This window comes from Lentibacillus daqui (assembly GCF_027186265.1).
Classification (GTDB): domain Bacteria; phylum Bacillota; class Bacilli; order Bacillales; family Amphibacillaceae; genus Lentibacillus_C; species Lentibacillus_C daqui.
On the sequence record NZ_CP114176.1, the window covers coordinates 1,142,810 to 1,168,680 of the forward strand.

Genomic DNA, 25,871 nt, shown 5'->3' on the forward strand with positions numbered 1-25,871 from the left:
ATAATATTGGAAAAGTATACAGAGGTTTACCACTGTTATGATGCTTATGGAAATATATTAACATTTGATGCTACAGGAAATGTTGTCGAAAAGACACAAATTGTTGATCATAAATCAGAATCATTTTCAGATGACGGAAATATACAGTCATTATTGTTCAAGGACACACTAGAGTCCCGGCTAAGTAAAAGTGTAATTAAGCAGGATAGAAATTACTATTTTTATTCGGAAATTTCAAATATACATAGTGATATTAGGAATACCATTCCTATTTATATTGGGAATTATTTTTTGATAATTGGACCACAAGTATTCTCGGAAAATAGTGCTTGTATAAACTGTATGTATCAACGTATTTCCGGTACAGATTTATACAGCAAAGTCCTAAAGGAGCACTCACACTTTAACTCGACACTTATTAATTTTATGGTGAAATTTATAAAAAGCAATAAGGAAATTGAAGAAAATAGAATTGAAATAATTGATATATTAGATAACAGGCAAAACTCATACATCCTTAAAGTTCCTGGTTGCAAGAATGAGGTGCATATTAATGAAAAATAAGACTTTAATCATTAATGGCTCCCCAAGAAAGAATAATAATTCAAGCTTGGTAGTTCGGGAAATAGAAGAGTTTTTAAAAAATCTCAATAAAAATTATTTGGTTTTAAAATTAAATGAAAACAAAAATATTAAAGAAATTATTAATGCCTTCAATAATTCAAGTCAACTAATATGGGTTGTACCAGAATATAACTGGAGTTATCCTGGCGTTATTAAAATGTTAGTAGAACAAATAGGTGTTGAATTACTGCAAGAAAAGTTTAATATTGTTATTTCAGTGTCGATAGGACCAAGTTCCAGAAATGCGCTCTCATCAATGGCAAATTTATTATTTTCAATGAACTCGATAACATTAACACCTGGGGTTGAAATAAATAATATTAGAGATTGTAATCCAGAGTATATTCAGGAACATATTTTACCTCCTATAAAAAATTTATTCTATTTTAGTAGGAAGGTTAAAGAATGATTAGTTTTGATAGTTTTAAATTTCACGACATGTTTACTATGAAATTTGTTCCTAGTAAAGAAGCTGAAAAAATTATATTATTAAGGACCCCCTATAACTCTCAAAATTATTTAGTGTGGGCTGAGAATCTAGTGAAGAGATTAAATTCAATTGTTTACATACAGGATGTAAGAGGAAGATATCAATCTAATGGTGAGTGGATTCCTTATAAAAATGAAGAAAAAGATTGCTTTCTTCTAGCCGAGCACGTAAACAAAAATAACAATAAAAATTTGCCCGTATTTGTTGTTGGATCTTCTTATGAGGCCTATACCGCCAGGTTAACGGCTCTGTATTTAAAAAACGTTGGTGGAGTAGTTTTAAGAGTAGGGGTTAGGTCAGAATATGAGGCAATGTACAATAATAATTCTTTTAGGCTATCTGATCGTATTTGGTGGATGATGACCCATGGATTGAACAAAGAATCTGATTATAATACATTTCAAGAACTACTTACAAATAATCCGGATATATGGAAATGGAGTCGTGAAGAGTGGTGTAAGTTTCTCGATTATCCTTTTTTATTTTCCATGGTGACCAAAGGTGTTATCCCTTTTCCTAAATGTCCCGTTTATATAATAGGTGGTTGGAGAGATGGTTATGTCGATGGCAGCTGGCGTGATTATATTAATTGGTTATCAACGAACAAGAACATCATCATTGGAGACTGGGATCATAGTTTACATTCAGAAGAAATGAAAAAGGTTAAAGAAATAACATGGTTGAAGGACCACAAAGATTTATCAAAATCTAGATATAAAATTATGTCTTCTAATGATTGGGTTATTAATCCAAAACTTAATAAAGATATCATAACCATTGAAAAGAATTTTTCTAGGTCTTTTTTTTATAGTGATGGAATTGAGTCGGATTATTTTGGCATGCCCCTTATAAATGGAGTGAACTCTCTAAATATACCATTAAAAATTAATGAAATAGGTTTTTATATCGGTACACCTATCTTAGAATACCGAATAAATGAAAAAAATAATTGGTATGCGCAGATAATAAGAAAGAGTAATGGAAATATTGAAATTCTATCAACCTTCATACTAAAACCTGAAAATATTAATTCAATAGGTATGCCATTTGCTTTTTTTAATGATTCTATGGAAATAATTGAATTAAGAGTTTCGCCTTGTTTTCATCCTATTTACTATAGCCCGATTGTTTCAAAGAATTATTCAATTCACATTAAAAATTTAACTATCTATAAGAAAAGTGGTGATAAACGTGGTAATTAAAGATATAACGGATACTATTAAAAACAAGCCGTTGATTATTGATAAACGTACTGGGATTATTAATTCCGTAAGACAGATAATTACTAATGAATTTCCTGATGTATTTACAGTAAATGCAATTGTTAATAATACAGCTTATTATGATAGAAAATGGCCGTGTGATAGAGCAGGTAGCGGGACGGCATATACACTTGACACGGCAATTAATAGTGCAATTGGTGAGGCAATTGAGAGATACTGCGGGAATATTGTTAATAATGAACTAATATACGCAAACGTGAATGAATTACAAGAGAGAAAAAAAACTTACTATAAGGTAGAACGTTTTGTTAAATATAGTGAAGCCCAATATCAAGCAAAAGGCTTTCCCTTTAAGAAACAAGGTGATGACGAACAAACCTATTGGATAGAAGGTAAAAGTTTATTAAACGGGGAAAAAGTTTTGGTTCCTGCTAGTTTGGCATATGTAAACTATTGGATGTTAGGAGAAAAACAAAAAAAGTTTCATTTTCCTCAACTATCTGGTATCGCAAGTGGTACATCATATGAATCTGCGATTCTTTCAGGATTAGGCGAAGTTATTGAAAGGGACATCACCATGAAATGGTGGATTAGTTCGCTTAATAAAAACATAATAGAGAAAAGTATGATCAATGATAGTCTTAGTTTTACTGTCTATCAGTTAGGAAACACCCCACTTCTTACCATTGCTGCTTTTCTTTGGGATGACTTAAATATGCTGTGTAATGTTGGCTTTTCAAGTCGATTTGATTTAAATGATGCAGTCAGTAAAGCTAAAAGCGAGGCCATTCAGCTAAGAAATACATCTTTGTCCTTGTTAAATAATGATCAAAAGGCCAACAAAAGTAATATTTTGGGGCCTGAACATTATTTAAAAGAATTTAAGATGGATAGAAGTTACGAAAAGGATTATAGAAAAGATTATAAAGATATGTATGATTTAATTCATAATACTCAGTATTACCTCGATCCTAATAATGTAAAAAAATTAGAGAAGTATAGGCTGGGAGAAACTACAAAACCAAACAAAAGTGAATCTTCAAATTTAAAAGAGTTAATTAAATCTATTGGCAAAAGATATGAAAATGTTATTGTAGTGGATCTAACTACTTCAGATGTCTTACTAACACCTTTTAGGGTAGTAAGGGTTTTGGTAACAGATATGATTTCCAATTCACCAACTGCCTATCCTCCGTTAGGTTTTTTTGAGGAATCAGAAATAATAAACCTTAGTCCGCTACCACACAGTTAATTCTATTTAATAGCAAAATGGGGGTAATGAAGTGCATATAGATAGTTTATTAAATCGTGTATATAATAAAGCACATGAATGGCAGGTACTGTCAATAAGTTTGTGTAAATTAATAGAGTATCCTCGGAATTGGGATTTGTTTTCTGACACCTACCCTGGGTACCCAGGGTAGGTGTCAGAAAATTAAATCAGATATTATTTGGTTTCCCGTATCGTTTTTCAAACATGTCCTGTAGCTGCTGATAAGCGCTTGCGAATCCCCTTAATTTTCGTTCTCCCCATCTTTGGTTATAGTCGGTTACTTGAAGGTACACTACTTTTTCTGTCGCCCTTTCGCTTGGTAAACTGTTCATGGTTTTTGTGCGCTTCTTGATTTCCTTCATCGTCCGCTCGATGATGTTCGACGTGTATATCACGCGCTGGATAGACGATGGGTAATCCAGGAAAGTCAGAAGCACTTCTAGATCTTCTTCCCATGATTTCACGACTTTAGGATGCTTCGATTGCCAAACCTGCTTAAATGCGTTAAATTGCTTTCTGGCTTCTTCTTTGGTACTTGCCTGATAAATAGGTTTTAAGTCTTCTGCTATGGCTGTCTGATCCTTTTTACGCACGGCATTTAACGCATTGCGGATTTTATGAACAACGCATCGCTGGACATCGGCTTTTGGGTACACCTCTTTCATAGCTGTTTCCAACCCGGGAAGACCGTCAAACACACCAAGCAACACTTCTTCAGCCCCGCGCTCGTAAAGATCTATCAAAATCTCTTTCCAGCCCAAGGAACTTTCCTGACCGCCTACATAAAATCCGAGAATTTCGCGGTAGCCATTCTCATTAACTCCAATGACGAGGTAGACGACCTCATTGGCAACGTCATCCCGGCGCAACTTTAAATAGGTTCCGTCCAAATAGAGGACTGAGTAGCGTTTATTCAATGGGCGTTGCTGCCAGGCCTCAATATTTTCAACTGTCGCTTCCGTGATGTTACTGACGGTTGTGGCGGAGTAGGAAGATCCTAGCATATGTTCAATCATTTCCCCAATTTCACGCGTACTAACGCCTTTCTGATACATGCGCGTCACTGTTTCACCTACCCACTGATCACGGCGTTGGTAAGGATCAAATAATTCCGTCTGAAAGTCACCATGGCGATCACGAGGTACTGCGAGATCATCAATATGACCGTGTTTGGTATCAAGGGACCGTTTGTAATAACCGTTTTTCACTTGTTTCAATTCAGGGTGTTCTACCTCGAAAAACTGCTTTCTTTCTTCCTCCATGATGGTCTCCAACTGCTCTTTGACAAAGTCACGTACAAGGTTATCCAGTTGATTTATAAAGTCATGATCCGTTATACTTTGAGACATGGTAGGGTTTCTCCTCTCTTTATTTGTTGTCCAATTTTGAGGATACCCTACCTCTTTTTTTCGTCTCAAATATTTTACACAAACTATTTTACGTCATCGAATGGCAGAGAGATATATATAACTATAGAGCAAAGAACATTTTATTGATTGGTGGTTATATAGAAGTATTTAGTATTTTGGAAAGAGTTGACTCCGATACAAAGCTTCATGTTGTAGATGTAGATGAAACAAAGTGTATGCAGCTAAGAAGACAGTTTTCAGATAATAGACTGATAATACATAATGTGGATATCATCCAGATTAATAATTGGATAGAAAAATTTGATATGATAATTATGAATTTCGTTCTAGAGCATTTGTATGGAGATACAAAAAAGGTATTGGAATTGTGCGAAACTCTTTTAGAATTAGAAGGAGATCTTTTTATTAGTTCTTGGCTACCGATAGTTGACGAATATGATATTGAAAAGAATCCCGAAATGTATAAATACATTCATGAAACTTCCATAGACAAATTAAAAACAATCAATTTACCAGTTAGGGATTCTGAGTTTTTTGAACACCAAGAAGAGATATCGAAAACGGATTATAATGATTGGCTAAAGTTTTCTAGTCAATACACAACTGAAAAAGAAGGCGGGCTAAAGCACATTGGTACAAGTGTTTTTCACTGTAAAAAACAGGTGGATGAGATGAATGGGTAATAAGGTAGCGATTAATTTTTTTGTGATAAGCGCAATTGCTAGTTTGTTAGCAGGATCTTTAACAAGGATAATAGTAATACTATTCGCTACTGACTATTTTGAAACTACCGCTTCAATATCCTGGATTGTGGCATGTGAAACTATCCCATTCCTTGTCTTCGGGTTATTTTCTGGGATTTTAGTTGATAGAAAGAATAAAAAGGGATTACTTATCCTTTGTGATATAGGTAGAATGTCCGCAATGTCACTTATATTTGTTTTTTGGTTCCATGGAAATTTAAATCTTTTTTATTTAGTACTATTACTCCTGTTGTTTGGATCATTTGATACAATTTATCAAACAGCTGAATCCTCGATTCTGCCCGAATTGGTAAAAAATAATAAATTAATGACATTTAACGGATACATCTGGAGTGCAGCAAATTTATCATCACTAATTGGTCCAGCAGCTGCAGGGATAATATATGCATACACTGGTGGACTATGGGGGCTATCGATAAATATAGTCATTTACTTGGTCTCTATTTTAAATCTATTATTCCTTCCTAACACCAAAAATTATGCGAAAAATCATAAAGTATTTGAGCCGACGATATTCAAAGATATATATTTAAGTTTCAAAAGTATTTTATCAAGTAAACCTTTATCTTCAATTTTATTAATTCTTTTTGTAGGTAATTTTTTATTAGCTCCTGTTGAATTTTTAATCATATCTCATCTTAGATTTGATTTGGGGGTAACTAGCGAGTTAACGGGTTTTATTTTATCGGCAAGTGGATTGGCAGGTCTTTTGGGGGGATTTATTTTACCTAAATTAAATAAAGCCGGACTTAAAGGACGAAATATAATCATTTATTCTTCTCTTTTAATTTTAGTAGGAGCTTTATTGCTGATAATATCCTTAAATTATTTAATTATTACAATTGGGCTTTTTCTTATCTCGTTTGCAATAACAGCGAGAACAGTTTACATAATAACCTTGAGACAAGTTAAAACAGAAAAAGCAAAATTAGGAATTGTGAACAGTTGCTTTAAGTTTATTTCCTTTGGTGTTCAACCTTTAGCGATTTTTGTATTCAGTCTTGTTTCAGAAGGCATTGAAGTGTATAATACACTCCTTTTATTAGTTATTCTGTTCGCGCTACAGGCAATATGGATTATGTCAATGATAGGAAAAAGCAATGACTATGAAATGGGGGAGGATTCATTTGAAAATTCGTAAAGCGTATCCATCAGATGTTTCAGATATTAAAAATTTATGTGTGAAGGGTGTTCAAATAGCATTTGAAAATGTGTACACACAAATTTTTATTGATAAGTCGATAGAAATCTTTTACAATCATGAACGTATTCAAAAAGAAATTTCATCTTATTTAGTAGCGGAAGACGATAGTGATATTATTGGTTGTATATCCTGTGGAATAAATGAAATGAGAGGCGAGTTATTTTCGCAAATTTATGCGTTTCATGTTGTTCCAACAAAACGAAGGAATGGAATTGGAGGTAATTTATTAGAAACGGCTTCCAATTATCTTCGTAAGAAAAAAATAAAAAGGCAATATGTTAGTGTATTGGGCAATAACGATAATGCTCTTCCATTTTATTATGCGATGGGATTTATTGAGGCTAGTAGACATAGTTTAGAGGATTCAATAAATAGCACATATTCTTTAGATTTAATGCGAAATTTATGAAGTATAAAAGATATTAGGAATTAATTCAATAGGAGGTTATGATGGTAGAAATTAGAATGGCTAGGTTAAAGGACGTTGAAGGGATAGCCAAGGTATGTATTGATGCTAATAGAGATACTTATAAATATACGCACTCAGAAGAATTTATTGAAAGAACAATAAGTGAATTTTATAATTATAAAAGAATAAAACAAGAGGTATTACATACTTCCTCCAGCTGGCAAGGATGGTTTGTGGCTATTGAAAACGATAAAGTTGTAGGTGCAATTGGAGGAGGAATGATTAATGATGAAAAGGGTGAAATATTTGTTTTATATCTTGATATTAATAAAAGAAGAGAAGGAATTGGGACACTTCTATTAAATTACTTGACGGATATTCAGAAGAAAGACGGTGCCTTAGAACAATGGGTTTCGGTTGCGAAAGGGAATCAAAAAGGTATTCCTTTTTATGAAGCGAAAGGATTTAAACGTGTAAAGGAAATAAAGAGTTTTGAATCAGCAGAGAATGAAAATTATACTTCATATCGGTACTCGAGAAATATATAAATTTTACCAACAGATAACCAATTTCACATAAACGTTATATAAAATTAATTTTTTAAACCTCAATAAAAGAAGCAAGTTTGAAACAAAAAAATTCAAGAATAGGCATCAAAAATTCTCCGTAAATTATCGGAACTTTTTGATGACTATTCTTGTTGGAGTAAATATATTTCTTTTGGTAAAGAACTTAAAAGAAGTATGCATGGAATTCAAATTCAAGCAATTAATCAAGCCAGCCGACTTTCTCTCCAATTCATGCTAAAATAGCCTTAAAGATTTTTTTACAGAGAGGATTTTTACATGAGTAAAACGGTTGTACTAGCAGAAAAACCGTCTGTCGGCAGAGATATTGCCCGAGTATTAAAATGTACGAAAAAAGGAAATGGTTTCATGGAAGGCGCTAATTATATTGTGACCTGGGCGCTTGGACATTTGGTAACCTTAGCTGATCCAGAGGTTTATGATGATAAATATAAAACATGGAAACTGGACGACCTGCCAATGCTTCCACAACATTTGAAGTTGGTTGTGATGAAAAAAACCGGCAAACAATTTAATGCTGTAAAAACACAGTTGAACCGAAAAGACGTAAAAGATGTAGTGATTGCTACAGATGCAGGGCGGGAGGGAGAACTTGTTGCCCGCTGGATTATTGATAAGGCACATGTAAAAAAGCCAATTAAACGGCTATGGATTTCATCCGTTACCGATAAAGCAATTCGTGACGGATTTAACCATTTAAAACCGGGAAGCCAATTTCAAAATCTGTATGCATCAGCAGTTGCCCGCTCGGAAGCGGATTGGTATGTAGGATTGAATGCGACCCGTGCATTGACAACCAAATTTAACGCACAATTATCAAGTGGCCGGGTACAGACTCCGACACTGGCAATGATCGATGCCAGAGAAAAAGAAATTCAAGCATTTAAACCAGAAACATTTTATGGACTGGAAGCTAAAACACAAAAAGGCTTCAAATTAATCTGGCGGGATGCGAAAAATAATAGCCGGATATTCTCCAAAGACAAGGCGGATCGTCTGTTGGAAGGGGTCAAAAATAAACCGGCAACCGTTGTAAGTGTGGATAAGACGTTCAAAAAAAAGCACGCGCCGCAGCTATATGACTTGACTGAATTACAGCGTGATGCCAACCGGATTTTCAACTTTTCTGGAAAACAAACACTGTCACTCATGCAGAAATTATATGAACAACATAAAGTGCTTACCTATCCACGGACCGATTCACGGGTCATCTCAACGGATATTGTTCCGACATTGAAGGATCGGGTTAAGGCATGTGGTGTTGACCAATACGCCAAAATTGCCGGAAAAGTGTTAAACCGGGACTTCAAGTTGCCAAAATCAGTAGTGGATAATAGCAAGGTGTCTGATCACCATGCTATCATTCCAACCGAACAGCCGGTGGTGCTTGCAGATTTAAGTGATCAGGAACGAAAAATATACGACTTGGTTGTCAAACGCTTTTTAGCAGTACTTTCAGAGCCGTATGAATATGAACAAACAACCATTGTCGCTGAAATTGGCAAAGAACATTTCACTGCCAAAGGAAAAATTGTCAAGAAACAAGGCTGGAAGGAAATTTATGATAGAAGTAGTGCTGAAAACGAAGATGATGTGGATGATCAGCGCTTGCCGGCTGTGAAAAAAGGTGATGTGTTTACTAATTTACGGTTGACCAGGACAAGTGGCGAAACGAAACCACCAGAACGTTTTACTGAAGGCGGATTACTGCAAGCGATGGAAAATCCCGTTCGCTTTATGGCCAAGGATGAACGGCATTTAGCTGGCACGATCAATAAAACCGGTGGACTGGGAACCGTTGCGACCCGTGCCGATATTATTGAAAAATTATTCAATAGCCAGTATATGGAAATGAAAGGGAAGCATATTTTTATCACTTCTAAAGGACGGCAGTTGCTCGATTTGGTACCGGAAAAGTTGCAATCCCCAGCTTTAACTGCAGAATGGGAACAAAAACTTGGTGCAATTGCGGATGGTAAATTGAATAAAGAACGCTTTATTGCCGAAATGAAGGAATATGCCAAAGAGGTTGTGCACGAGATCAAGACAAGTGACGCGACTTTCAAGCATGATAACATGACCGGTACCAAGTGCCCGAAATGTGGAAAACTGATGATGGAAATTAAAAATAGACATGGTCGTATGCTTGTTTGTCAGGATCGGTCATGTAACGGTAAAAAGAATATCGCCAAATATACCAATGCACGTTGCCCTAATTGCCATAAGCGCATGGAACTACGCGGTGAAGGGGAAGGACAAATGTTTGTTTGTAAATGTGGACACAGAGAAAAGCTGTCAACCTTCAACCAGCGTAAACAACAAGAGAAAAAGAATCATGTATCCAAAAAAGACGTCAACAAGTATTTGAAAAAACAGGATGATGGATTTAAAAATAATGCACTTGCCGAACAACTGGCGAAGTTGAAAAAATAACCCTATTATTGTTAATAGAAAAGGCGAATGAAGCGCACCCTTCATTCGCCTTTAGTATGGATAAACATGAATGGTATAAGTAATAACTGTACTCCATGATTGAAAAGAAGCGAACGGCCCCTTTTTTAAAAACCCCATTTTTGTATAAGATAAATAATATTATTTTTATAATTTGATTAATTTGCACAATGACATGAGCTATTTGGAACTTTACACTGTAACAAAAGGTGGTGTAAATCCAAAATGATGCAAATAAGCTTTATCGCAAATGAAATGCTTCAAGCTATCACGACCCCAAGATTCAAACGTACAAACAGTAGACTATTACATGACAGCGTATAAATGTGTACTAACATTTACGGCTGAAAAAAACGAGGTGCTTAAAATTTATGAAAAAAGGTATAAGTGATGCGAACTTTATTCCCGATTTGGGGACGGATAAGTTTTTGGAAGCTGCAAGCAAAGCGGGTTACGAAGGTGTTGAGCTCAATTTACGTGAACAGGGTGGAGACATTACAACGGAAATGTCTGGAGCAAAAGCTAGAAAACTGGTGCATCTTGCAGAACATTATCGTATTGAAATAGCTAGTTTAACAACGGGATTACTCAATGACTTTCCACTATCCTCCAATGATCCGAGTGTTCGTCAAAAAGGAATGTATATTGGCGAAAAATTAATTGACTTTGCATCTGAAATGGGGGTAGAAATAGTGCAAATGACCCCAGGCGTAACTTATGCTGGCACTCCTTATCAAATATCTTATGAACGAGCGAAAGAGGCATTTATGGAATTGGGGGATAAAGCAGCAGCTGCCGGTATAACCATTGGAATCGAGAATGTTTGCAAAAAATTTTTGGCAAGTCCTTTGGAATTCAACAATTTTCTTAATGATATCAATCACCAATCTGTTCAGGTTTATTTTGACAATGGAAACGCCCTTGCAACAGGGTATCCTGAGCACTATGTCAATATGTTGGGAGATCGTTTCGTGTCTATGCATGTGAAGGATTTCCGGCTGTCGGTTGGAGATTTCGTCCCAATTATGGAAGGTGATACGAACTGGCCTGCCATGATGAGTGCACTAAATGATATCCCTTACGAAGGTTATCTGATTGCGACGCCACCTTATCCATATCCGAATTGCCATTACCGCCATATGGAGAAGTTCTCACAAGACTTAACAACGATCCTGAATTTGATCAAGATCAATGAAAAAGGGGAAACGGATACGGTTTAAACGGCTTCCAATGTAAAGATATATATTGCAAAACACGATATAAAAAATTAACTATCGTACACCTAAATACATGCATATAAAGGAAAGGAGAACGAAACATGGAATATCAAGAATTAAATTTGCCGTCCAGAACGATTATGACACCTGGTCCGGTAGAGGCTGACCCGCGTGTTTTAAGGGCACTCTCTACTCCGATTATCGGACAATTTGACCCGCAATTTTTAAATTTAATGGATGAAACGTCAGATCTTTTGCGTTATGTTTTTCAAACGTCCAACCATCGAGCATTTCCAGTTGATGGTACTTCGCGATCCGGACTCGAGGCTGTTCTTACCAGTATTATAGAGCCGGGGGATAAAGTGCTTGTTCCTGTGTTTGGTCGTTTCGGTTATTTGCTGACCGAAATGGTGGATCGTGCAGGTGGACAAACACATATGATGGAGGCGGAATGGGGTCAAGTGTATGACCCACAGGATGTAATAGCCGAGATTAAGAAAATAAACCCAAAAGTAGTTGCTGTTGTCCACGGGGAAACATCGACTGGACGCATGCAGCCCCTTGAAGAAATTGGTGCGTTTTGCCGGGAAAATGATATCTTGTTTGTAGTAGATGCGGTAGCAACGCTTGCTGGTGTTGAATTTAATACAGATGAATGGAATGTAGATGCCGTAATCACAGGGACACAAAAATGTCTTGCTGTCCCAACTGGAATGGCACCCCTTACTTACAATGATCGTATAGAGGAAATCTTACTGGCACGTAAAAAGATTGAACGCGGCTTATCATATGATGCGGTGAACGACAAAAAAGTCCAGAGTAACTACTTTGATTTAAGCCAAATCCAGGATTACTGGTCCCCTGACCGTTTAAATCACCATACTGAATCAACAACCATGCTATATGCTTTGCGTGAAGGTTTGCGTGTGATAAAGGAGGAGGGGATAAAGAGTCGTATTGACCGTCACACCAAGCACGGGAAGGCGCTGTCTTTAGGGTTGAAAGCAATGGGGGTAGAGTTATTTGGCGAAGAAGAAAATAAACTGCCTGTTGTTACCATTGTGAAGGTTCCTGAAGGGATAAGTGAACAGGCAGTGCGACAAACCATGCTAAACCAATTTGGCATAGAGATTGCCGGGGCATTTGGGCCACTAAAAGGAAAAGTATGGCGAATCGGCTCCATGGGTTATAGCAGCAGAAAAAACAACATTTTACGTGTTCTTAGTGCGTTAGAATCAACGTTGACCTACTTTGGTGCAAAGGTAAACAAGGGTGACGCAGTACAGGCAACATTAGAATATTATGCAGAAGCGGACAACCCTGTTATTTATAAAGTTTAACAGCTAATTTCCAAAGCAGTGTTTGAACAAACAAACACTGCTTTTTCAAAAGGTAAGGGAAATTCAGGTTCTATCCTGCAGGGGATTATTCACTTTGTTCAAAAATAATTTGAATAATTGTTTGAGTTGGATAATTATTTCTTTATCGGTTTCAAGTATACTTAACATTGAAAAGATAAACGTTTTTTTATTAACAGTGCGTGTTTAAAAAGGAGGATAAAAAGGACCGAGAAGTTCTAGGCGGCGTAGCTTTGAGCACCGGAGTGTACATAAAAGGTACATGAGGAGCGGAAAAGCAAGCCAACGAGCTTCAAAGGAAGGCCGACTAAAAACGGGCTTGCGCTCAGGCGTCGGCATACCCCTTTTGAAGGGGCATGTCATTTTTACCGGACTTTTTGAACATCCTCTAACAGGAACCTGTTTTTAAAGGGAGATGTGGCATGAAAACAAGGATATATGAAGATTTAGGCAGGGAATGCCAAAATAAACTCGAGTGGCTGGCAGATATGAGCCGTGATCCCGGAGGCGGTGTTTCGAGACTACTATATAGTGCGGAATGGGTAGAAACACAACAAGCGTTAAAAACATTGTTTAATCAGGAAGGTTTGAAGACATATTTCGATGAGATAGGAAACTTGTTTGGAAGATTGGAAGGTAAAAACACCAACGATGAGACCATATTAACAGGTTCGCATATTGATACTGTTAAAAACGGCGGGATGTATGATGGACAGTTTGGTATCGTAGCAGGTTTTATGGCAATTAAATATTTACAAGAAAACTTTGGAAGGCCATACCGCAACATAGAAGTTGTTTCATTGGCCGAGGAAGAAGGAAGCCGTTTTCCCTTTACCTTTTGGGGTTCGAAAAATATCGCCGGAACGGTAAATGCTGCAGAGGTAAATGAACTCAAAGATGCAAAAGGTAATGTATTCGGAGACGTGATCAAACAAGCAGGCTTTGACTATAAACCAATTGATAAGACACGTGATGACCTAAAAGCATTTATTGAAGTTCACGTAGAGCAGGGTAATATTCTGGAAACAGAAAAAGTACCGGTGGGGATCGTCCAGCATATTACCGGCCAGCGCAGATTTACAATTTCCGTCAAGGGACAGGCGAATCATGCCGGAACAACGCCAATGGGTTATCGTAAAGATGCAATGAATATAGCTGCCCGAATGATAACGGCAATTAATGATTTAGCTGTTGCCTACGGTGATCCAATGGTGGCAACCATTGGAAGTATTGCGCTTGAACCAAATACGGTAAATGTTGTTCCAGGAAAAGCAACATTTACGATCGATGTACGACATACGCAAAAAGAAATATTGGTTCAATTTACTGATGATTTACGCGCCAGATTAAATGCTATTGCAGAACAGTTTGGTGCAGAACTTGAAATAGACATGTATATGGATGCCGATCCTGTGGCAATGGACCCGGGAATTGTCCGTGTTATCAGAAACACGTGCGATAAAAATAAGATGAATTACAAGATGATGCACAGCGGTGCCGGACATGACTCGCAAATAATGGCCCAGGCAATGCCAACTGCGATGATTTTTGTGCCAAGCCGAAATGGTATCAGCCACTCACCAGATGAATTCACTGATGTAAAGGATCTGGCTGAAGGTGTAAAAGCATTGATTGGCACACTTTATGAACTCGGTTATCAAAAATGAGGTATGTAACAGATGAAGGTATTGGAGGGAAGAATTTGCTTTATACCGTAATTAAAAAAAATCTGTATCAAGATTCCGTCAATCTTATGTTACTTACAAACTATTTATCCGAAATGGACAATATTAATCAAGTTTCTATCATGATGGGAACACCAGCCAACAAAGATATTTTTAGAGGATCAGGACTCTATACGCCGGAACTGGATACGGCAAATCCAAACGATTTATGTATTGTTGCCGATGCATCAGATAAGGAAATGGTTGATCAACTTATCCTGGAAGTCGATAGTTTCCTCGCGAATCAATCATCAACATCAAAAGAGAAATCTATTTCTGTTGTTCGAACGTGGGAAATGGCTGAAAATAAATTGCCAAATGCAGATTTGGCAGTCATTTCAATTGCTGGTGAATATGCAGCATCCGAGGCAAACAAAGCACTTGATCGGAATCTTCATGTGTTTTTGTTCAGTGATAATGTCAGTTTGGATGATGAATTGCAGCTAAAGAGGCGAGCAGAAGAAAAGGGGCTGCTCGTGATGGGGCCGGACTGTGGTACTGGAATATTTAGTGGAGTCCCAATCGCATTTGCAAATGTGATTGAAGAAGGCAACATTGGCGTTGTTGGAGCATCCGGTACAGGTATTCAAGAAGTAACATCGATCATTGGAAGACTTGGTGGGGGCATCTCTCATGCAATAGGAACCGGCGGGAGGGATCTGTCAGCAGAAATAGGTGGGATTACTACTATAAGAGGGTTGCAAATGTTAAACGCCGATCCAGAAACAGATGTCATTGTGTTTATTTCCAAACCGCCGGCACCTGAAATACGTGAAAAGGTTATCGAGGAATTTAAAAAACTCCATAAACCGGTTGTTGCTGTCTTTATGGGTGATAGACCCCAAAAACAGCATGATAACGTCTATTACACATGGACTTTACGAGATACGGCTTTAAAAGCTTTAGAACTTGCAGAAAAAAATCAAACAACTGCTGACCAACTTGTCGCAGATCATAAAGAATTGAGAGACATGAAGAAAAATCCAGAACAACTTCATGTAAAAGGATTTTACTGTGGTGGTACGCTGGCACTTGAAGCAGCAATGATCCTCCGAGAGGCGTTCGATCTTCATGCGGTAAATGAACACCCGGAAGGCATCATGTTGGACGATCAAGGATTTGAAGTCATTGATTTCGGCGATGATGCCTATACAAAAGGGCGAGCACATCCAATGATCGATCCAACATACCGAATGGAAAAAGTAAAAGAGGCAGCTGCTGACCCGAAAACAGCAATTATTTTACTAGATAATGTAATTGGATATGGCGCTCATGATAATGTCGCTGGAATATTAGCACCAGTAATCCAAAAGGCAAAAGCTGAACGCAATATAATCTTCATTACTTCTGTAACCGGGACAGGACTTGATCCGCAAGTTTACGAGGACCAGGTAAAAAAATTGAAGGAGTCAGGTGCGATTGTTGCTGATAGTAACGCACAGGCAACAGCATTGGCAGTTGAAATCGTGAATTATTTAATTGGGGAAGAACGACCAGCAGCCAATAAAGATGAATCTCGGGAAGGCACAATTACAAACCTGATTTCGGCTAAACCAAATGTAATAAATATTGGCTTGTCCAGTTTTGCAGAAGCAATTGAAAAGCATGGCGGTCAGGTTGTCCAGTATCAATGGGCACCAATCGCCGGTGGAAATAAACACTTTGCCAAGATATTAGAATTACTCAAATAGTGGAGATGCTCGCACGAAGAACTTGCCAATATGACAACTATAGTATAACGAGGGGGATTAAAATGAAATATCAGTCCATTTCAGATGCGAATGAAGCGGTAATAGAAAAAGTAATAGAATCGCAGCCATTTTTATTGGATGTTGTACCGGCGAAGAAAGTCATCCCTGTATTAAATAAGAAAGTGATTTTGCACTCAGGTCCACCGACAACTTGGGAGAAAATGCCGGATCCAATGAAGGGTTCCTGTATTGGTGCCGTGATATTTGAAGGGTGGGCGGACAATAAAGATGATGCCAGTGAGCTGCTGAGTGAAGGTGAGATTGTTTTTATGCCATGTCATTCAGTTAATGCTGTAGGTCCAATGGGAGGAATCACAACAGGGAATATGCCAGTTGTGGTGGTTGAAAACAAATCCGGAACTAACCGGGCTTATTGTAATCTCAACGAAGGTATTGGTGCAGTACTCCGATTTGGTGCTTATAGCAGTGAGGTTATTAACCGGCTGAAGTGGATGCAGTGTGTATTGGCACCGGCATTATCACGAGCATTACATCAAATGGACGGAATGAACGTTAATGTTCTGGTATCAAAGGCAATTACAATGGGAGATGAGTTTCATCAGAGAAATATTGCGGCATCCGCTTTATTCCTGAAAGAGATTGTTCCGTATCTTATTACTGCAAAACTCCCGGATGACGAATTGCAGGAAGTTGTTAAATTTTTGGCTGATAATGATCAGTTCTTCCTGAATATCATGATGGCCTCAGCAAAGGCTGTTATGGATACTGCTGCAACAATTGAAGAAGGTAGCATTGTCACGGTATTGGCGCGTAATGGTGACCAATTTGGCATAAAGGTTAGTGGTCTGGGAGATCAGTGGTTTACCGCACCTGTCAATACACCGGATGGTTTATACTTCAGTGGCTATAGTTCAGCTGACGCAACACCAGATATGGGGGACAGTGCCATTACTGAAGCGTATGGTGTTGGTGGCATGGCTATGATTGCTGCACCGGGAGTAGTTCGTTTTGTAGGAAGCGGCGGATTTCAGGATGCAGTCAGAACGAGTGATGAAATGCGTGAAATCTGCGTTGCTAATAATCCGAAATTATCCATACCAACCTGGGATTTTCAAGCTTGCCTGCCTGGGTATTGATATCCGTAAAGTTGTGGAAACCGGAATTACTCCAGTTATCAATACGGGAATTGCCCATAAAGTTGCGGGTAATGGGCAAATAGGTGCTGGAACTGTTCGTGCTCCATTAGACTGTTTTGAAAAAGCACTGGAAGCCCTTGCTGAAAAATATGGCGTAATGGCGAGTTAACAAGAATAGGAAAGCACAGTAGTATGCTGACGTGCGAATTCTAGAAATATTTGGGGGAGTTTTATGGGGAAGACAATTGTTATTGCGCTCGGAGGAAATGCAATTTTACAAAGTGGACAGGAAGGAACATATGAGAATCAATTAAATAATATCCGAAAGAGCAGCAAGTTTTTGGCAAAATTAATAAAAGACGGTCACAGGATTATGATCACACACGGAAATGGACCACAAGTTGGAAATATTCTTCGTCAAAATGAAGAAGCTGCAGATGTCGTTCCAAGCATGCCTTTAGACGTTTTGAACAGTCAATCGCAAGGATTTATTGGCTATATGCTTGTTGATTGTCTGGAAAAAGAATTAATAACACTTGGAGTTGATGTTCCTGTTGTCAATCTATTAACTCGTGTTAAAGTATCTATAGAGGACGAAGATTTTAAAGAACCTTCAAAACCAATTGGCATGTTCTATACAGAAAGAGAAGCCGAAGAACTTGCGTTGGAAAAAGGGTGGGATATGAGAGAAGAATTTGGCCGTGGATGGCGAAGAATTGTTCCATCACCTAAACCATTACAAATTTTAGAAGCGAAAACGATTCAATCACTGGCAGAAGCGGGGAACGTTGTTATCGCTTGCGGCGGTGGCGGGATTCCTGTAACGACTACAGCAGACGGCATGGTTGAAGGAGTTGAAGCGGTAATTGATAAAGACCGCAGCAGCTGTCAGCTTGCCAAAGAAGTAAACGCTGATATTTTTATGATCTTAACAGATGTTGAAAATGTGTTTGTTAATTATGGTACACCGGAACAAATGGCATTACAAGAAATTTCGGTTGATCAATTGGAGCACCATGTTACCCAGGGTCAGTTTACTAAAGGAAGCATGGGGCCAAAAGTGGAATCAGCACTGGGATATGCCCGCCAAAATGGAACAGCAATTATTTGCTCTTTAGAAAAAGCTGATGCAGCACTACTTGGAAAATGCGGAACCATTATTACGAAACAGCGTTCGAGACAAATATTAGAAAATAAATAGGGAGAGGTTGCTTATGGGATATCCAACAGATATATTGTCAAGCAGAGCAATTATTGAGCCTTTCAAATTTGCGCTTATTCCACCTGAAGGCCGTGTACACAACGTTGTACCAGGATTTGAGAATTGTACGATGAGCATTTTGGGTTCACCGAAACTTGGTGCTACTTTTGTAGATTACATTATAACGCTTCATGAAGGCGGGGGAAACAAACAGGGATTTGGTGGACAGGAAGATATTGAAACATTTGTATATGTTTTTGAAGGTAAAATAAAAGCGTTTGCAGATAGTGAGGAGTTTATCCTAGAGAGTGGAGGTTATTTATATTGTCCCCCGTCTGTACCTTTGTTTTTAGAAAATATTCAAAATGGGGATGCGAAACTTTTCCTTTACAAACAAAAGCATAAATCATTAGAGGGTCATATGCCATGGGTTGTATCAGGAAATTCGCATGATATTGAAGCAATTGATTATGAAGGGATGTCGAATATGCGACTACAGGATTTATTGCCAGCTGATCTTGCCTTCGATATGAATTTCCATATTCTTACCTTTGATCCGGCAGGCTGTCATCCGTTTATTGAAACACATGTACAACAGCATGGAGCTTATTTAATGTCTGGCGAAGGTGTATATAATTTGGACAACCGTTGGATACCGGTAAAAAAAGATGATTACATTTATATGGCGCCTTATTGCCTGCAAGCAACGTATGCTGTCGGCAGGGAAAAAATGTCCTACCTTTATTCCAAGGATTGTAACAGGGATGAAGATTTATAGTCTGAATGACTATGAAGCGTGATCTTTTGTGGTGAACAAATAGAGATTTAAACTTACTGGTCAACTTGATACACACAATAGAAATGGGTGAAGAGGTGACATATGAATGAAGCTGTCAAAAGAAAAATTGCATGATCTTATAAAAACTAAACTGAACCGGGCAGGGTTAATGGAATCACATGCTAGTGGCGTTGCAGATGTACTTGTCCATGCTGATCTTAGGGGGGTCCATTCCCATGGGGCGATGCGAGTGGAATATTATGCAGAAAGAATTGCAAAAGGCGGGATTAATGCAAATCCTGAATTTCAATTCGAGAAAACCGGTCCAGCTTCCGGTTTATTTGATGGCGATAACGGGGCAGGGCATGTTGCAGCAAAAGAGGCAATGGACGAGGCCATCGTCCTTGCCAGGGAAAATGGCATAGGAGTTGTCGGCGTTAAGCGAATCAGCCATAGCGGAGCATTATCCTATTTTGTCCAGCAGGCTGCCAATGAAGATTTAATCGCCCTTTCTGTTTGTCAATCAGATCCAATGGCAGTACCGTTTGGCGGTGCTGAACCTTATTATGGGACTAATCCAATTGCATTTGCGGCGCCGGGCAATGAAGGAAAACAGATCACGTTTGACATGGCAACAACTGTTCAGGCTTGGGGCAAAATCCTGCACGCAAGATCAAAAAACGAATCCATTCCAGAGGATTGGGCTGTTAATGAAAAGGGTGAAGCAACAACTAATCCATTTGAGGTGCAGGCGTTATTACCAATTGCAGGTCCAAAAGGATATGGGTTGATGATGATGGTAGATATTTTATCTGGTGTTTTACTTGGGGTTCCATTTGGGAATAAAGTGTCATCAATGTATCATGATTTAAGTGCAGGCAGAAACTTGGGTCAACTTCATATTGTCATTAATCCAGCCTATTTTACAAATTTAAATGACTTCAAAAAAAATATAACGAATACCATGACCGACTTGAACCAGATTAAACCAGCATCAGGCTTTGATCATGTATCCTATCCCGGTCAGCGAAGTGCGGAGAGGGAGGAAAAATACAAAAAAGATGGAATAGAAATTGTCGATGAAGTCTATGCCTATCTTGTTTCCGATAAAATCCATAACAATGCCTACAATCACAAGGATCCATTTGCGACGTAGTCTACTATACTAGCATTTTAGAATACTGTGACAAGATTGTTTGACCATTCCTTTGAAAAGGGGGCAAATCGTGTTTGATTTAATTATAAGAGGCGGGAACGTCGTACTTAGTGAAGGTGTTTATCAGGTAGATATAGGGGTAACTAAAGGAAAAATTGCTGCAATTGCGGATTCTATCACCGGTGATGCCAAAGAAATTATTGATGCTGGTGGACAATATGTGTTGCCCGGAATGATTGACACACATGTACACATTAATGAGCCGGGCCGTACAGAATGGGAAGGATTTAAAACGGGAACAAAGGCATTAGCAGCAGGTGGTACAACTAGTTACATCGAAATGCCGCTCAACGCTTTGCCAGCAACAACAAATAAGAAGGCTTTGGATCTGAAATTGGAAGCAGCAGAAAACAAGAATTACATTGATTACGCTTTTTATGGTGGTCTTGTACCTGGCAATCTGGCAGATTTGCAGGCGCTTGCGGATGCTGGTGTTCAAGGATTTAAATGCTTCATATCTACATGTGGAAGCGATACACCAGGTGATTTTTCAAATGTAGATGATTATACCTTATATAAAGGGATGCAGAAATGTGCAGAACTGGATCAATTGCTCTGCATCCATGCTGAAAATCCTGTTCTAACAGATAATTTTGAAACGGAAATGATAAGCCAGGGAAAAACTTCAGCAATGGATTATGCCGACTCGCGCCCTATTTTTACCGAAGTAGAGGCAGTACAGCGTGCATTGCTTTTTGCTGGAGAAACAGGGTGCAAGCTCCATTTTGTTCATATTAGTTCTTCTGAGGCCATTCAAGCAATTTTAAACGCTCGCAATGCGGGCGTTAACGTAACTGTTGAGTCATGTACCCATTATTTTGCGCTTACTGCTGAGGAAGTGGGGAATATTGGAACAAGAGCAAAATGCCAACCGCCAATTAGAAAGGCAGATGACCAAAAGAAGTTATGGAAGGAGCTGATGCGAGGCAATATTGATTGGTTAACATCTGATCATTCTCCATGTACAGAGGACTTGAAAGAAGGGAACTTTTTTGAAGCATGGGGCGGTATTAGCGGTGCCCAAAATAATGTTGATATTATGTTTGATTTGGCTGTAAAACAACATGGTATGCCGATAAACCAATTTGCAAATCTGATTGCTGCACATCCGGCCGAACGGTTCAATTTATTTAATAAAGGTACAATTGCCATTTCAAAAGACGCGGATATGATACTCGTTGATCCCGATAGCTCATATATCGTAAAAAAGGAACATTTATATTATAACTCAACTTTCGCAGCCCAAACTAGGCAGGTATACCTTGATATAGTTAGGTAATCCCGCAAACCAATACTGTAGTTGACTTTTGATTAACTTTTTGAATTTCTTGTTCGTTTTATTCAAAGCATCTTCAAGAAGCTCGATTAGTTGTTGTAATGCAACTGCCCAATCCAGTTCATTTACTTCGTCACAAAGTTCATAAAACATCCCGCCAAGTGTGCGGTCATCTGTACTACAGCGGTTTTGCCAAGACAAAAGGATATATCTTGAAAAGACAATCGTCGTGTGGCTGATTAGTGAATCATAGGATCTACCTTGAAATTCCTTTTGTAATTTCAACAGAGATTTTGTCGCCTTGAAAAAGACTTCAATGTCCCAGCGCATTCCGTAAATTCGAATAATCTCTGTTTCTGTTAACGTACAATCCGTACTTAAGATAGCTAACCATTCACTTCTTTTATTGCGATTTCGAACGAATACAACTTTTACTGGTACTCCGTTTGCCATCGTTGTATGAATAGAGCGCAAGATACTTTTGTTTCCCGATGCTGGTTTCGCTAGACGATAAAGTTCTTTTAAATTAACCCGTTTTTCATCAACTAAATAACGTTGATTGGTAGCTTTCACCATACCAATCACGTCTATACCTTGTTCCACAATCGATTGAATCAGTGGCTGCTGGGTAAACCAACTATCCATTAACACATAAGATGCGTCTATTCCTGCAGAAAGTGCCCGTGAAATCATAGATGGTAGTTGTTCTGGAGCTGTTTGTAGGGCTTCTTCCCGTCTTTTATAACCAGAAGTGCGTTTGTCTACTTTATTCGAAATATCATTGATTTTTGACTTCTTTGAGCTTAATAAGGAGAAGTCGACTGGCATGAAAGTGGCACCATCCGACCAACCAAGCGTAAGCATACGAAAACCTTTGTAAAAACGCATTTTTTGAGATGCGTGATCAAAACAGCGAGCCAGTAATTCTACTTTCTTACTCCGGTTCCGTTCATAGGCAGAGTCATCAACGATTAACACTTTTGGACGATCATTTTTGGTCAACCGACTTACTTTAGAAATGGTTGAAGCACTTAGTGAAAGTAAAAAACGGCGCCAATTATACTTGGAATAGTTTAAAAAGCGATAGATGGTGTCTTTCCCTGGCAGACTTTCTGATTTTTTGCTTTCAAGCAATCGAAACCAATTTTTCTGTTCGAAAATCAAACAAAATAGGAGCTGAAATAAATAAGCACAAGAAAACCCAAATCCTTTGGTGATACCGGCTTTCCGCAAATGTTTAAGCATCTCTAATTCATTAAAACCAGATTTTAATTCGGTTGGCATTTGATTATTTTGGTCATTATTCGCTATCATAGTAGGAGGCACCTCTTCTATTTGGGAGTTTTTTTCTAGACAATTAAACTATACCAAAAGTGGAGGTGTTTTTCTTTTTTATAGTAGGCAGATGTCAAGGTCCATAATGAATTTCCAAAAGTACTTTACCAGATAAAGGTTAGATGTCATTTTTACTCTGCGAAAGTTGAGTTATAAAAATAAACATAGTGCGTATGAAGGAAGAAAAATTGATTGTCGTGTTACAAAAACAATACTGCGTGGTCGTGTTATTTTTGAATTGGGAAAAGGCATTATTGGGGAGCCTGGAGGCAAGTTTATGCCAGCGGTTTAATAATGAAAAAAGTCCTGGAACTGTTTTGTCAAGCGGTTTCGGGACTTTTTAAATCCGCGTCCTAACTAATTATTATTCAAAGTGCACATTAAGTTATTCAAGATAAATAAATATCTGTTTTTATTGTCTAAATAAAACAGATACAGATTTACATTTTGTTTATATATTACGATGACGTAAAATAGTTTGTGTAAAATATTTGAGACGAAAAAAAGAGGTAGGGTATCCTCAAAATTGGACAACAAATAAAGAGAGGAGAAACCCTACCATGTCTCAAAGTATAACGGATCATGACTTTATAAATCAACTGGATAACCTTGTACGTGACTTTGTCAAAGAGCAGTTGGAGACCATCATGGAGGAAGAAAGAAAGCAGTTTTTCGAGGTAGAACACCCTGAATTGAAACAAGTGAAAAACGGTTATTACAAACGGTCCCTTGATACCAAACACGGTCATATTGATGATCTCGCAGTACCTCGTGATCGCCATGGTGACTTTCAGACGGAATTATTTGATCCTTACCAACGCCGTGATCAGTGGGTAGGTGAAACAGTGACGCGCATGTATCAGAAAGGCGTTAGTACGCGTGAAATTGGGGAAATGATTGAACATATGCTAGGATCTTCCTACTCCGCCACAACCGTCAGTAACATCACGGAAGCGACAGTTGAAAATATTGAGGCCTGGCAGCAACGCCCATTGAATAAACGCTACTCAGTCCTCTATTTGGACGGAACCTATTTAAAGTTGCGCCGGGATGACGTTGCCAATGAGGTCGTCTACCTCGTCATTGGAGTTAATGAGAATGGCTACCGCGAAATTCTCGGATTTTATGTAGGCGGTCAGGAAAGTTCCTTGGGCTGGAAAGAGATTTTGATAGATCTTTACGAGCGCGGGGCTGAAGAAGTGTTGCTTGGTGTGTTTGACGGTCTTCCCGGGTTGGAAACAGCTATGAAAGAGGTGTACCCAAAAGCCGATGTCCAGCGATGCGTTGTTCATAAAATCCGCAATGCGTTAAATGCCGTGCGTAAAAAGGATCAGACAGCCATAGCAGAAGACTTAAAACCTATTTATCAGGCAAGTACCAAAGAAGAAGCCAGAAAGCAATTTAACGCATTTAAGCAGGTTTGGCAATCGAAGCATCCTAAAGTCGTGAAATCATGGGAAGAAGATCTAGAAGTGCTTCTGACTTTCCTGGATTACCCATCGTCTATCCAGCGCGTGATATACACGTCGAACATCATCGAGCGGACGATGAAGGAAATCAAGAAGCGCACAAAAACCATGAACAGTTTACCAAGCGAAAGGGCGACAGAAAAAGTAGTGTACCTTCAAGTAACCGACTATAACCAAAGATGGGGAGAACGAAAATTAAGGGGATTCGCAAGCGCTTATCAGCAGCTACAGGACATGTTTGAAAAACGATACGGGAAACCAAATAATATCTGATTTAATTTTCTGACACCTACCCTGGGTACCCAGGGTAGGTGTCAGAAAACAAATCCCAATTCCGAGGATACTCTATTAATTTACACAAACTTATTGACAGTACCTATATTACAGTGACTTATACTATATTATGTTTTATTCTATTATTAATCGATAATTCAGAATGGGGGTTAGATATAGATAACTAAAACCATTCCGAAAAGCAGTCGATTATGCGTGGGAGGAGATGATTTTTCATAATTAAGAAAAGATCCCGGACAGTAAGTTGAAAGGAATGATAGCGATGTCATTGGATTTGAACGACATTAACAATCTGGATAAACCTGCTTTTGTGCATAAGCTTGGGTTTGTCTTTGAGCATTCACCATGGGTAGCAGATGCTGCCTGGTATCATCGCCCTTTTTCATCACTAACAGAACTTCATCAAGCAATGATATCAGCTGTTGAACATGCCGAATGGAGTAAAAAACTAGATTTAATAGAAGCACATCCCGATTTGGCTGGTAAAGTTCACATGACAAAGGAATCACAAAAGGAGCAAAGCAGTGCTGGTCTTGATCAGCTTTCAGAAGCAGAAAGCAAGGAGTTCCTGGAACTTAATAAAGCATATACAGAGAAATTTAGGATTCCTTTTATTGTAGCTGTAAAAGAAAATACAAAAGATGAAATAAAGCATGCCTTAAAGGAACGGTTGATGAATAATCGTGAAACTGAAATAAATACAGCGCTTCAGGAAATATATAAAATTGCTCGTTACAGGTTAGAGGATATCTAATAATAA

Annotated in this window: 22 protein-coding genes and 1 pseudogene; 21 read left to right on the plus strand and 2 right to left on the minus strand. The window is 38.3% G+C overall.

Annotated elements, in window-relative coordinates:
- The first annotated feature begins 6 nt into the window (after positions 1-6).
- From O2S85_RS05805 to O2S85_RS05820, 4 genes are read left to right on the plus strand one after another with little or no spacing between them, the layout of a single operon-like run.
- Positions 7-564: a hypothetical protein gene (locus O2S85_RS05805; protein WP_269411746.1), complete on the plus strand. Its 558-nt coding sequence runs from the start codon at positions 7-9 to the stop codon at positions 562-564.
- The gene (locus tag O2S85_RS05810) at positions 554-1,033 is read left to right on the plus strand and encodes an NADPH-dependent FMN reductase (RefSeq protein WP_269411747.1); all 480 of its coding nucleotides are present in this window, start codon (positions 554-556) and stop codon (positions 1,031-1,033) included. The genes O2S85_RS05805 and O2S85_RS05810 overlap by 11 nt, the downstream gene beginning before the upstream one ends.
- Positions 1,030-2,316 (plus strand): CocE/NonD family hydrolase, encoded by a 1,287-nt coding sequence (locus O2S85_RS05815; protein ID WP_269411748.1) that lies wholly within the window; start codon positions 1,030-1,032, stop codon positions 2,314-2,316. The genes O2S85_RS05810 and O2S85_RS05815 overlap by 4 nt, the downstream gene beginning before the upstream one ends.
- A complete protein-coding gene (locus O2S85_RS05820; RefSeq protein ID WP_269411749.1) occupies positions 2,306-3,589 on the plus strand; it encodes a YcaO-like family protein in 1,284 nt (427 codons plus the stop codon). The genes O2S85_RS05815 and O2S85_RS05820 overlap by 11 nt, the downstream gene beginning before the upstream one ends.
- A 188-nt stretch (positions 3,590-3,777) precedes the next feature.
- Here O2S85_RS05820 and O2S85_RS05825 read toward each other — a convergent pair whose 3' ends face one another.
- Positions 3,778-4,959: an IS256 family transposase gene (locus O2S85_RS05825; protein WP_269411750.1), complete on the minus strand. Its 1,182-nt coding sequence runs from the start codon at positions 4,957-4,959 to the stop codon at positions 3,778-3,780.
- Positions 4,960-4,985: 26 nt separating this feature from the next.
- Between O2S85_RS05825 and O2S85_RS05830 the strand changes: the two genes are divergently transcribed.
- From O2S85_RS05830 to allB, 14 genes and pseudogenes are all read left to right on the plus strand, one after another.
- Positions 4,986-5,663, plus strand: a complete 678-nt coding sequence (locus O2S85_RS05830) for a class I SAM-dependent methyltransferase (RefSeq protein WP_269411751.1) — start codon at positions 4,986-4,988, stop codon at positions 5,661-5,663.
- The gene (locus O2S85_RS05835; RefSeq protein WP_269411752.1) at positions 5,656-6,885 is read left to right on the plus strand and encodes an MFS transporter; all 1,230 of its coding nucleotides are present in this window, start codon (positions 5,656-5,658) and stop codon (positions 6,883-6,885) included. The genes O2S85_RS05830 and O2S85_RS05835 overlap by 8 nt, the downstream gene beginning before the upstream one ends.
- Positions 6,872-7,357 carry a GNAT family N-acetyltransferase gene (locus O2S85_RS05840; RefSeq protein ID WP_269411753.1) on the plus strand — a complete coding sequence of 162 codons (486 nt, stop codon included), beginning with the start codon at positions 6,872-6,874 and terminating at the stop codon, positions 7,355-7,357. The genes O2S85_RS05835 and O2S85_RS05840 overlap by 14 nt, the downstream gene beginning before the upstream one ends.
- A 38-nt stretch (positions 7,358-7,395) precedes the next feature.
- Positions 7,396-7,905, plus strand: a complete 510-nt coding sequence (locus O2S85_RS05845) for a GNAT family N-acetyltransferase (protein WP_369419890.1) — start codon at positions 7,396-7,398, stop codon at positions 7,903-7,905.
- A gap of 297 nt (positions 7,906-8,202) precedes the next feature.
- Positions 8,203-10,377 carry a DNA topoisomerase III gene (locus O2S85_RS05850; protein WP_269411754.1) on the plus strand — a complete coding sequence of 725 codons (2,175 nt, stop codon included), beginning with the start codon at positions 8,203-8,205 and terminating at the stop codon, positions 10,375-10,377.
- A gap of 389 nt (positions 10,378-10,766) precedes the next feature.
- Entirely contained in the window at positions 10,767-11,615 is an 849-nt protein-coding gene (locus O2S85_RS05855) for a sugar phosphate isomerase/epimerase family protein (protein ID WP_269411755.1), read from the plus strand.
- Positions 11,616-11,713: 98 nt separating this feature from the next.
- On the plus strand, positions 11,714-12,952 hold the full coding sequence (locus O2S85_RS05860; RefSeq protein WP_269411756.1) for a pyridoxal-phosphate-dependent aminotransferase family protein: 1,239 nt from the start codon (positions 11,714-11,716) through the stop codon (positions 12,950-12,952).
- Positions 12,953-13,392: 440 nt separating this feature from the next.
- On the plus strand, positions 13,393-14,637 hold the full coding sequence (allC, locus tag O2S85_RS05865; protein WP_269411757.1) for an allantoate deiminase: 1,245 nt from the start codon (positions 13,393-13,395) through the stop codon (positions 14,635-14,637).
- Positions 14,634-16,385, plus strand: a complete 1,752-nt coding sequence (gene fdrA, locus O2S85_RS05870; RefSeq protein ID WP_269411758.1) for an acyl-CoA synthetase FdrA — start codon at positions 14,634-14,636, stop codon at positions 16,383-16,385. The genes allC and fdrA overlap by 4 nt, the downstream gene beginning before the upstream one ends.
- 62 nt (positions 16,386-16,447) lie before the next feature.
- Positions 16,448-17,711, plus strand: a pseudogene (locus O2S85_RS05875) (YlbE family protein).
- A 63-nt stretch (positions 17,712-17,774) separates the two neighbouring features.
- The gene (gene arcC / locus O2S85_RS05880) at positions 17,775-18,743 is read left to right on the plus strand and encodes a carbamate kinase (protein ID WP_269411759.1); all 969 of its coding nucleotides are present in this window, start codon (positions 17,775-17,777) and stop codon (positions 18,741-18,743) included.
- 13 nt (positions 18,744-18,756) lie between these two features.
- The gene (allE, locus tag O2S85_RS05885) at positions 18,757-19,521 is read left to right on the plus strand and encodes a (S)-ureidoglycine aminohydrolase (protein ID WP_269411760.1); all 765 of its coding nucleotides are present in this window, start codon (positions 18,757-18,759) and stop codon (positions 19,519-19,521) included.
- Between the two features lie 106 nt (positions 19,522-19,627).
- Positions 19,628-20,677 (plus strand): ureidoglycolate dehydrogenase, encoded by a 1,050-nt coding sequence (gene allD, locus O2S85_RS05890; RefSeq protein WP_269411761.1) that lies wholly within the window; start codon positions 19,628-19,630, stop codon positions 20,675-20,677.
- Between the two features lie 70 nt (positions 20,678-20,747).
- Complete coding sequence (allB, locus tag O2S85_RS05895; protein WP_269411762.1) at positions 20,748-22,016, plus strand: allantoinase AllB; 1,269 nt, start codon at positions 20,748-20,750, stop codon at positions 22,014-22,016.
- Here the strand turns inward: allB and O2S85_RS05900 are convergent.
- Positions 21,966-23,327 (minus strand): IS4 family transposase, encoded by a 1,362-nt coding sequence (locus O2S85_RS05900; RefSeq protein ID WP_269411003.1) that lies wholly within the window; start codon positions 23,325-23,327, stop codon positions 21,966-21,968. The genes allB and O2S85_RS05900 overlap by 51 nt on opposite strands.
- 166 nt (positions 23,328-23,493) lie before the next feature.
- Between O2S85_RS05900 and O2S85_RS05905 the strand changes: the two genes are divergently transcribed.
- The 3 genes from O2S85_RS05905 (at position 23,494) to uraD (ending at position 25,865) form a co-directional block, all read left to right on the plus strand.
- Positions 23,494-23,640: a hypothetical protein gene (locus tag O2S85_RS05905; RefSeq protein WP_269411763.1), complete on the plus strand. Its 147-nt coding sequence runs from the start codon at positions 23,494-23,496 to the stop codon at positions 23,638-23,640.
- A gap of 268 nt (positions 23,641-23,908) precedes the next feature.
- Entirely contained in the window at positions 23,909-25,090 is a 1,182-nt protein-coding gene (locus O2S85_RS05910; RefSeq protein WP_269411750.1) for an IS256 family transposase, read from the plus strand.
- Positions 25,091-25,364: 274 nt separating this feature from the next.
- On the plus strand, positions 25,365-25,865 hold the full coding sequence (gene uraD / locus O2S85_RS05915; RefSeq protein ID WP_269412491.1) for a 2-oxo-4-hydroxy-4-carboxy-5-ureidoimidazoline decarboxylase: 501 nt from the start codon (positions 25,365-25,367) through the stop codon (positions 25,863-25,865).
- Positions 25,866-25,871 lie beyond the last annotated feature (6 nt).

Coding starts and splice junctions, on each gene's coding strand:
- O2S85_RS05810 (WP_269411747.1), top strand. CDS start 554: ATGAAAAATAAGACTTTAATCATTAATGGCTCCCCAAGAAAGAATAAT.
- fdrA (WP_269411758.1), top strand. CDS start 14,634: ATGAGGTATGTAACAGATGAAGGTATTGGAGGGAAGAATTTGCTTTAT.
- arcC (WP_269411759.1), top strand. CDS start 17,775: ATGGGGAAGACAATTGTTATTGCGCTCGGAGGAAATGCAATTTTACAA.
- allD (WP_269411761.1), top strand. CDS start 19,628: ATGAAGCTGTCAAAAGAAAAATTGCATGATCTTATAAAAACTAAACTG.
- O2S85_RS05860 (WP_269411756.1), top strand. CDS start 11,714: ATGGAATATCAAGAATTAAATTTGCCGTCCAGAACGATTATGACACCT.
- O2S85_RS05910 (WP_269411750.1), top strand. CDS start 23,909: ATGTCTCAAAGTATAACGGATCATGACTTTATAAATCAACTGGATAAC.
- O2S85_RS05850 (WP_269411754.1), top strand. CDS start 8,203: ATGAGTAAAACGGTTGTACTAGCAGAAAAACCGTCTGTCGGCAGAGAT.
- O2S85_RS05835 (WP_269411752.1), top strand. CDS start 5,656: ATGGGTAATAAGGTAGCGATTAATTTTTTTGTGATAAGCGCAATTGCT.
- O2S85_RS05825 (WP_269411750.1), bottom strand. CDS start 4,959: ATGTCTCAAAGTATAACGGATCATGACTTTATAAATCAACTGGATAAC.
- allC (WP_269411757.1), top strand. CDS start 13,393: ATGAAAACAAGGATATATGAAGATTTAGGCAGGGAATGCCAAAATAAA.
- uraD (WP_269412491.1), top strand. CDS start 25,365: ATGATAGCGATGTCATTGGATTTGAACGACATTAACAATCTGGATAAA.
- allE (WP_269411760.1), top strand. CDS start 18,757: ATGGGATATCCAACAGATATATTGTCAAGCAGAGCAATTATTGAGCCT.
- O2S85_RS05900 (WP_269411003.1), bottom strand. CDS start 23,327: ATGATAGCGAATAATGACCAAAATAATCAAATGCCAACCGAATTAAAA.
- O2S85_RS05815 (WP_269411748.1), top strand. CDS start 1,030: ATGATTAGTTTTGATAGTTTTAAATTTCACGACATGTTTACTATGAAA.
- O2S85_RS05855 (WP_269411755.1), top strand. CDS start 10,767: ATGAAAAAAGGTATAAGTGATGCGAACTTTATTCCCGATTTGGGGACG.
- O2S85_RS05845 (WP_369419890.1), top strand. CDS start 7,396: ATGATGGTAGAAATTAGAATGGCTAGGTTAAAGGACGTTGAAGGGATA.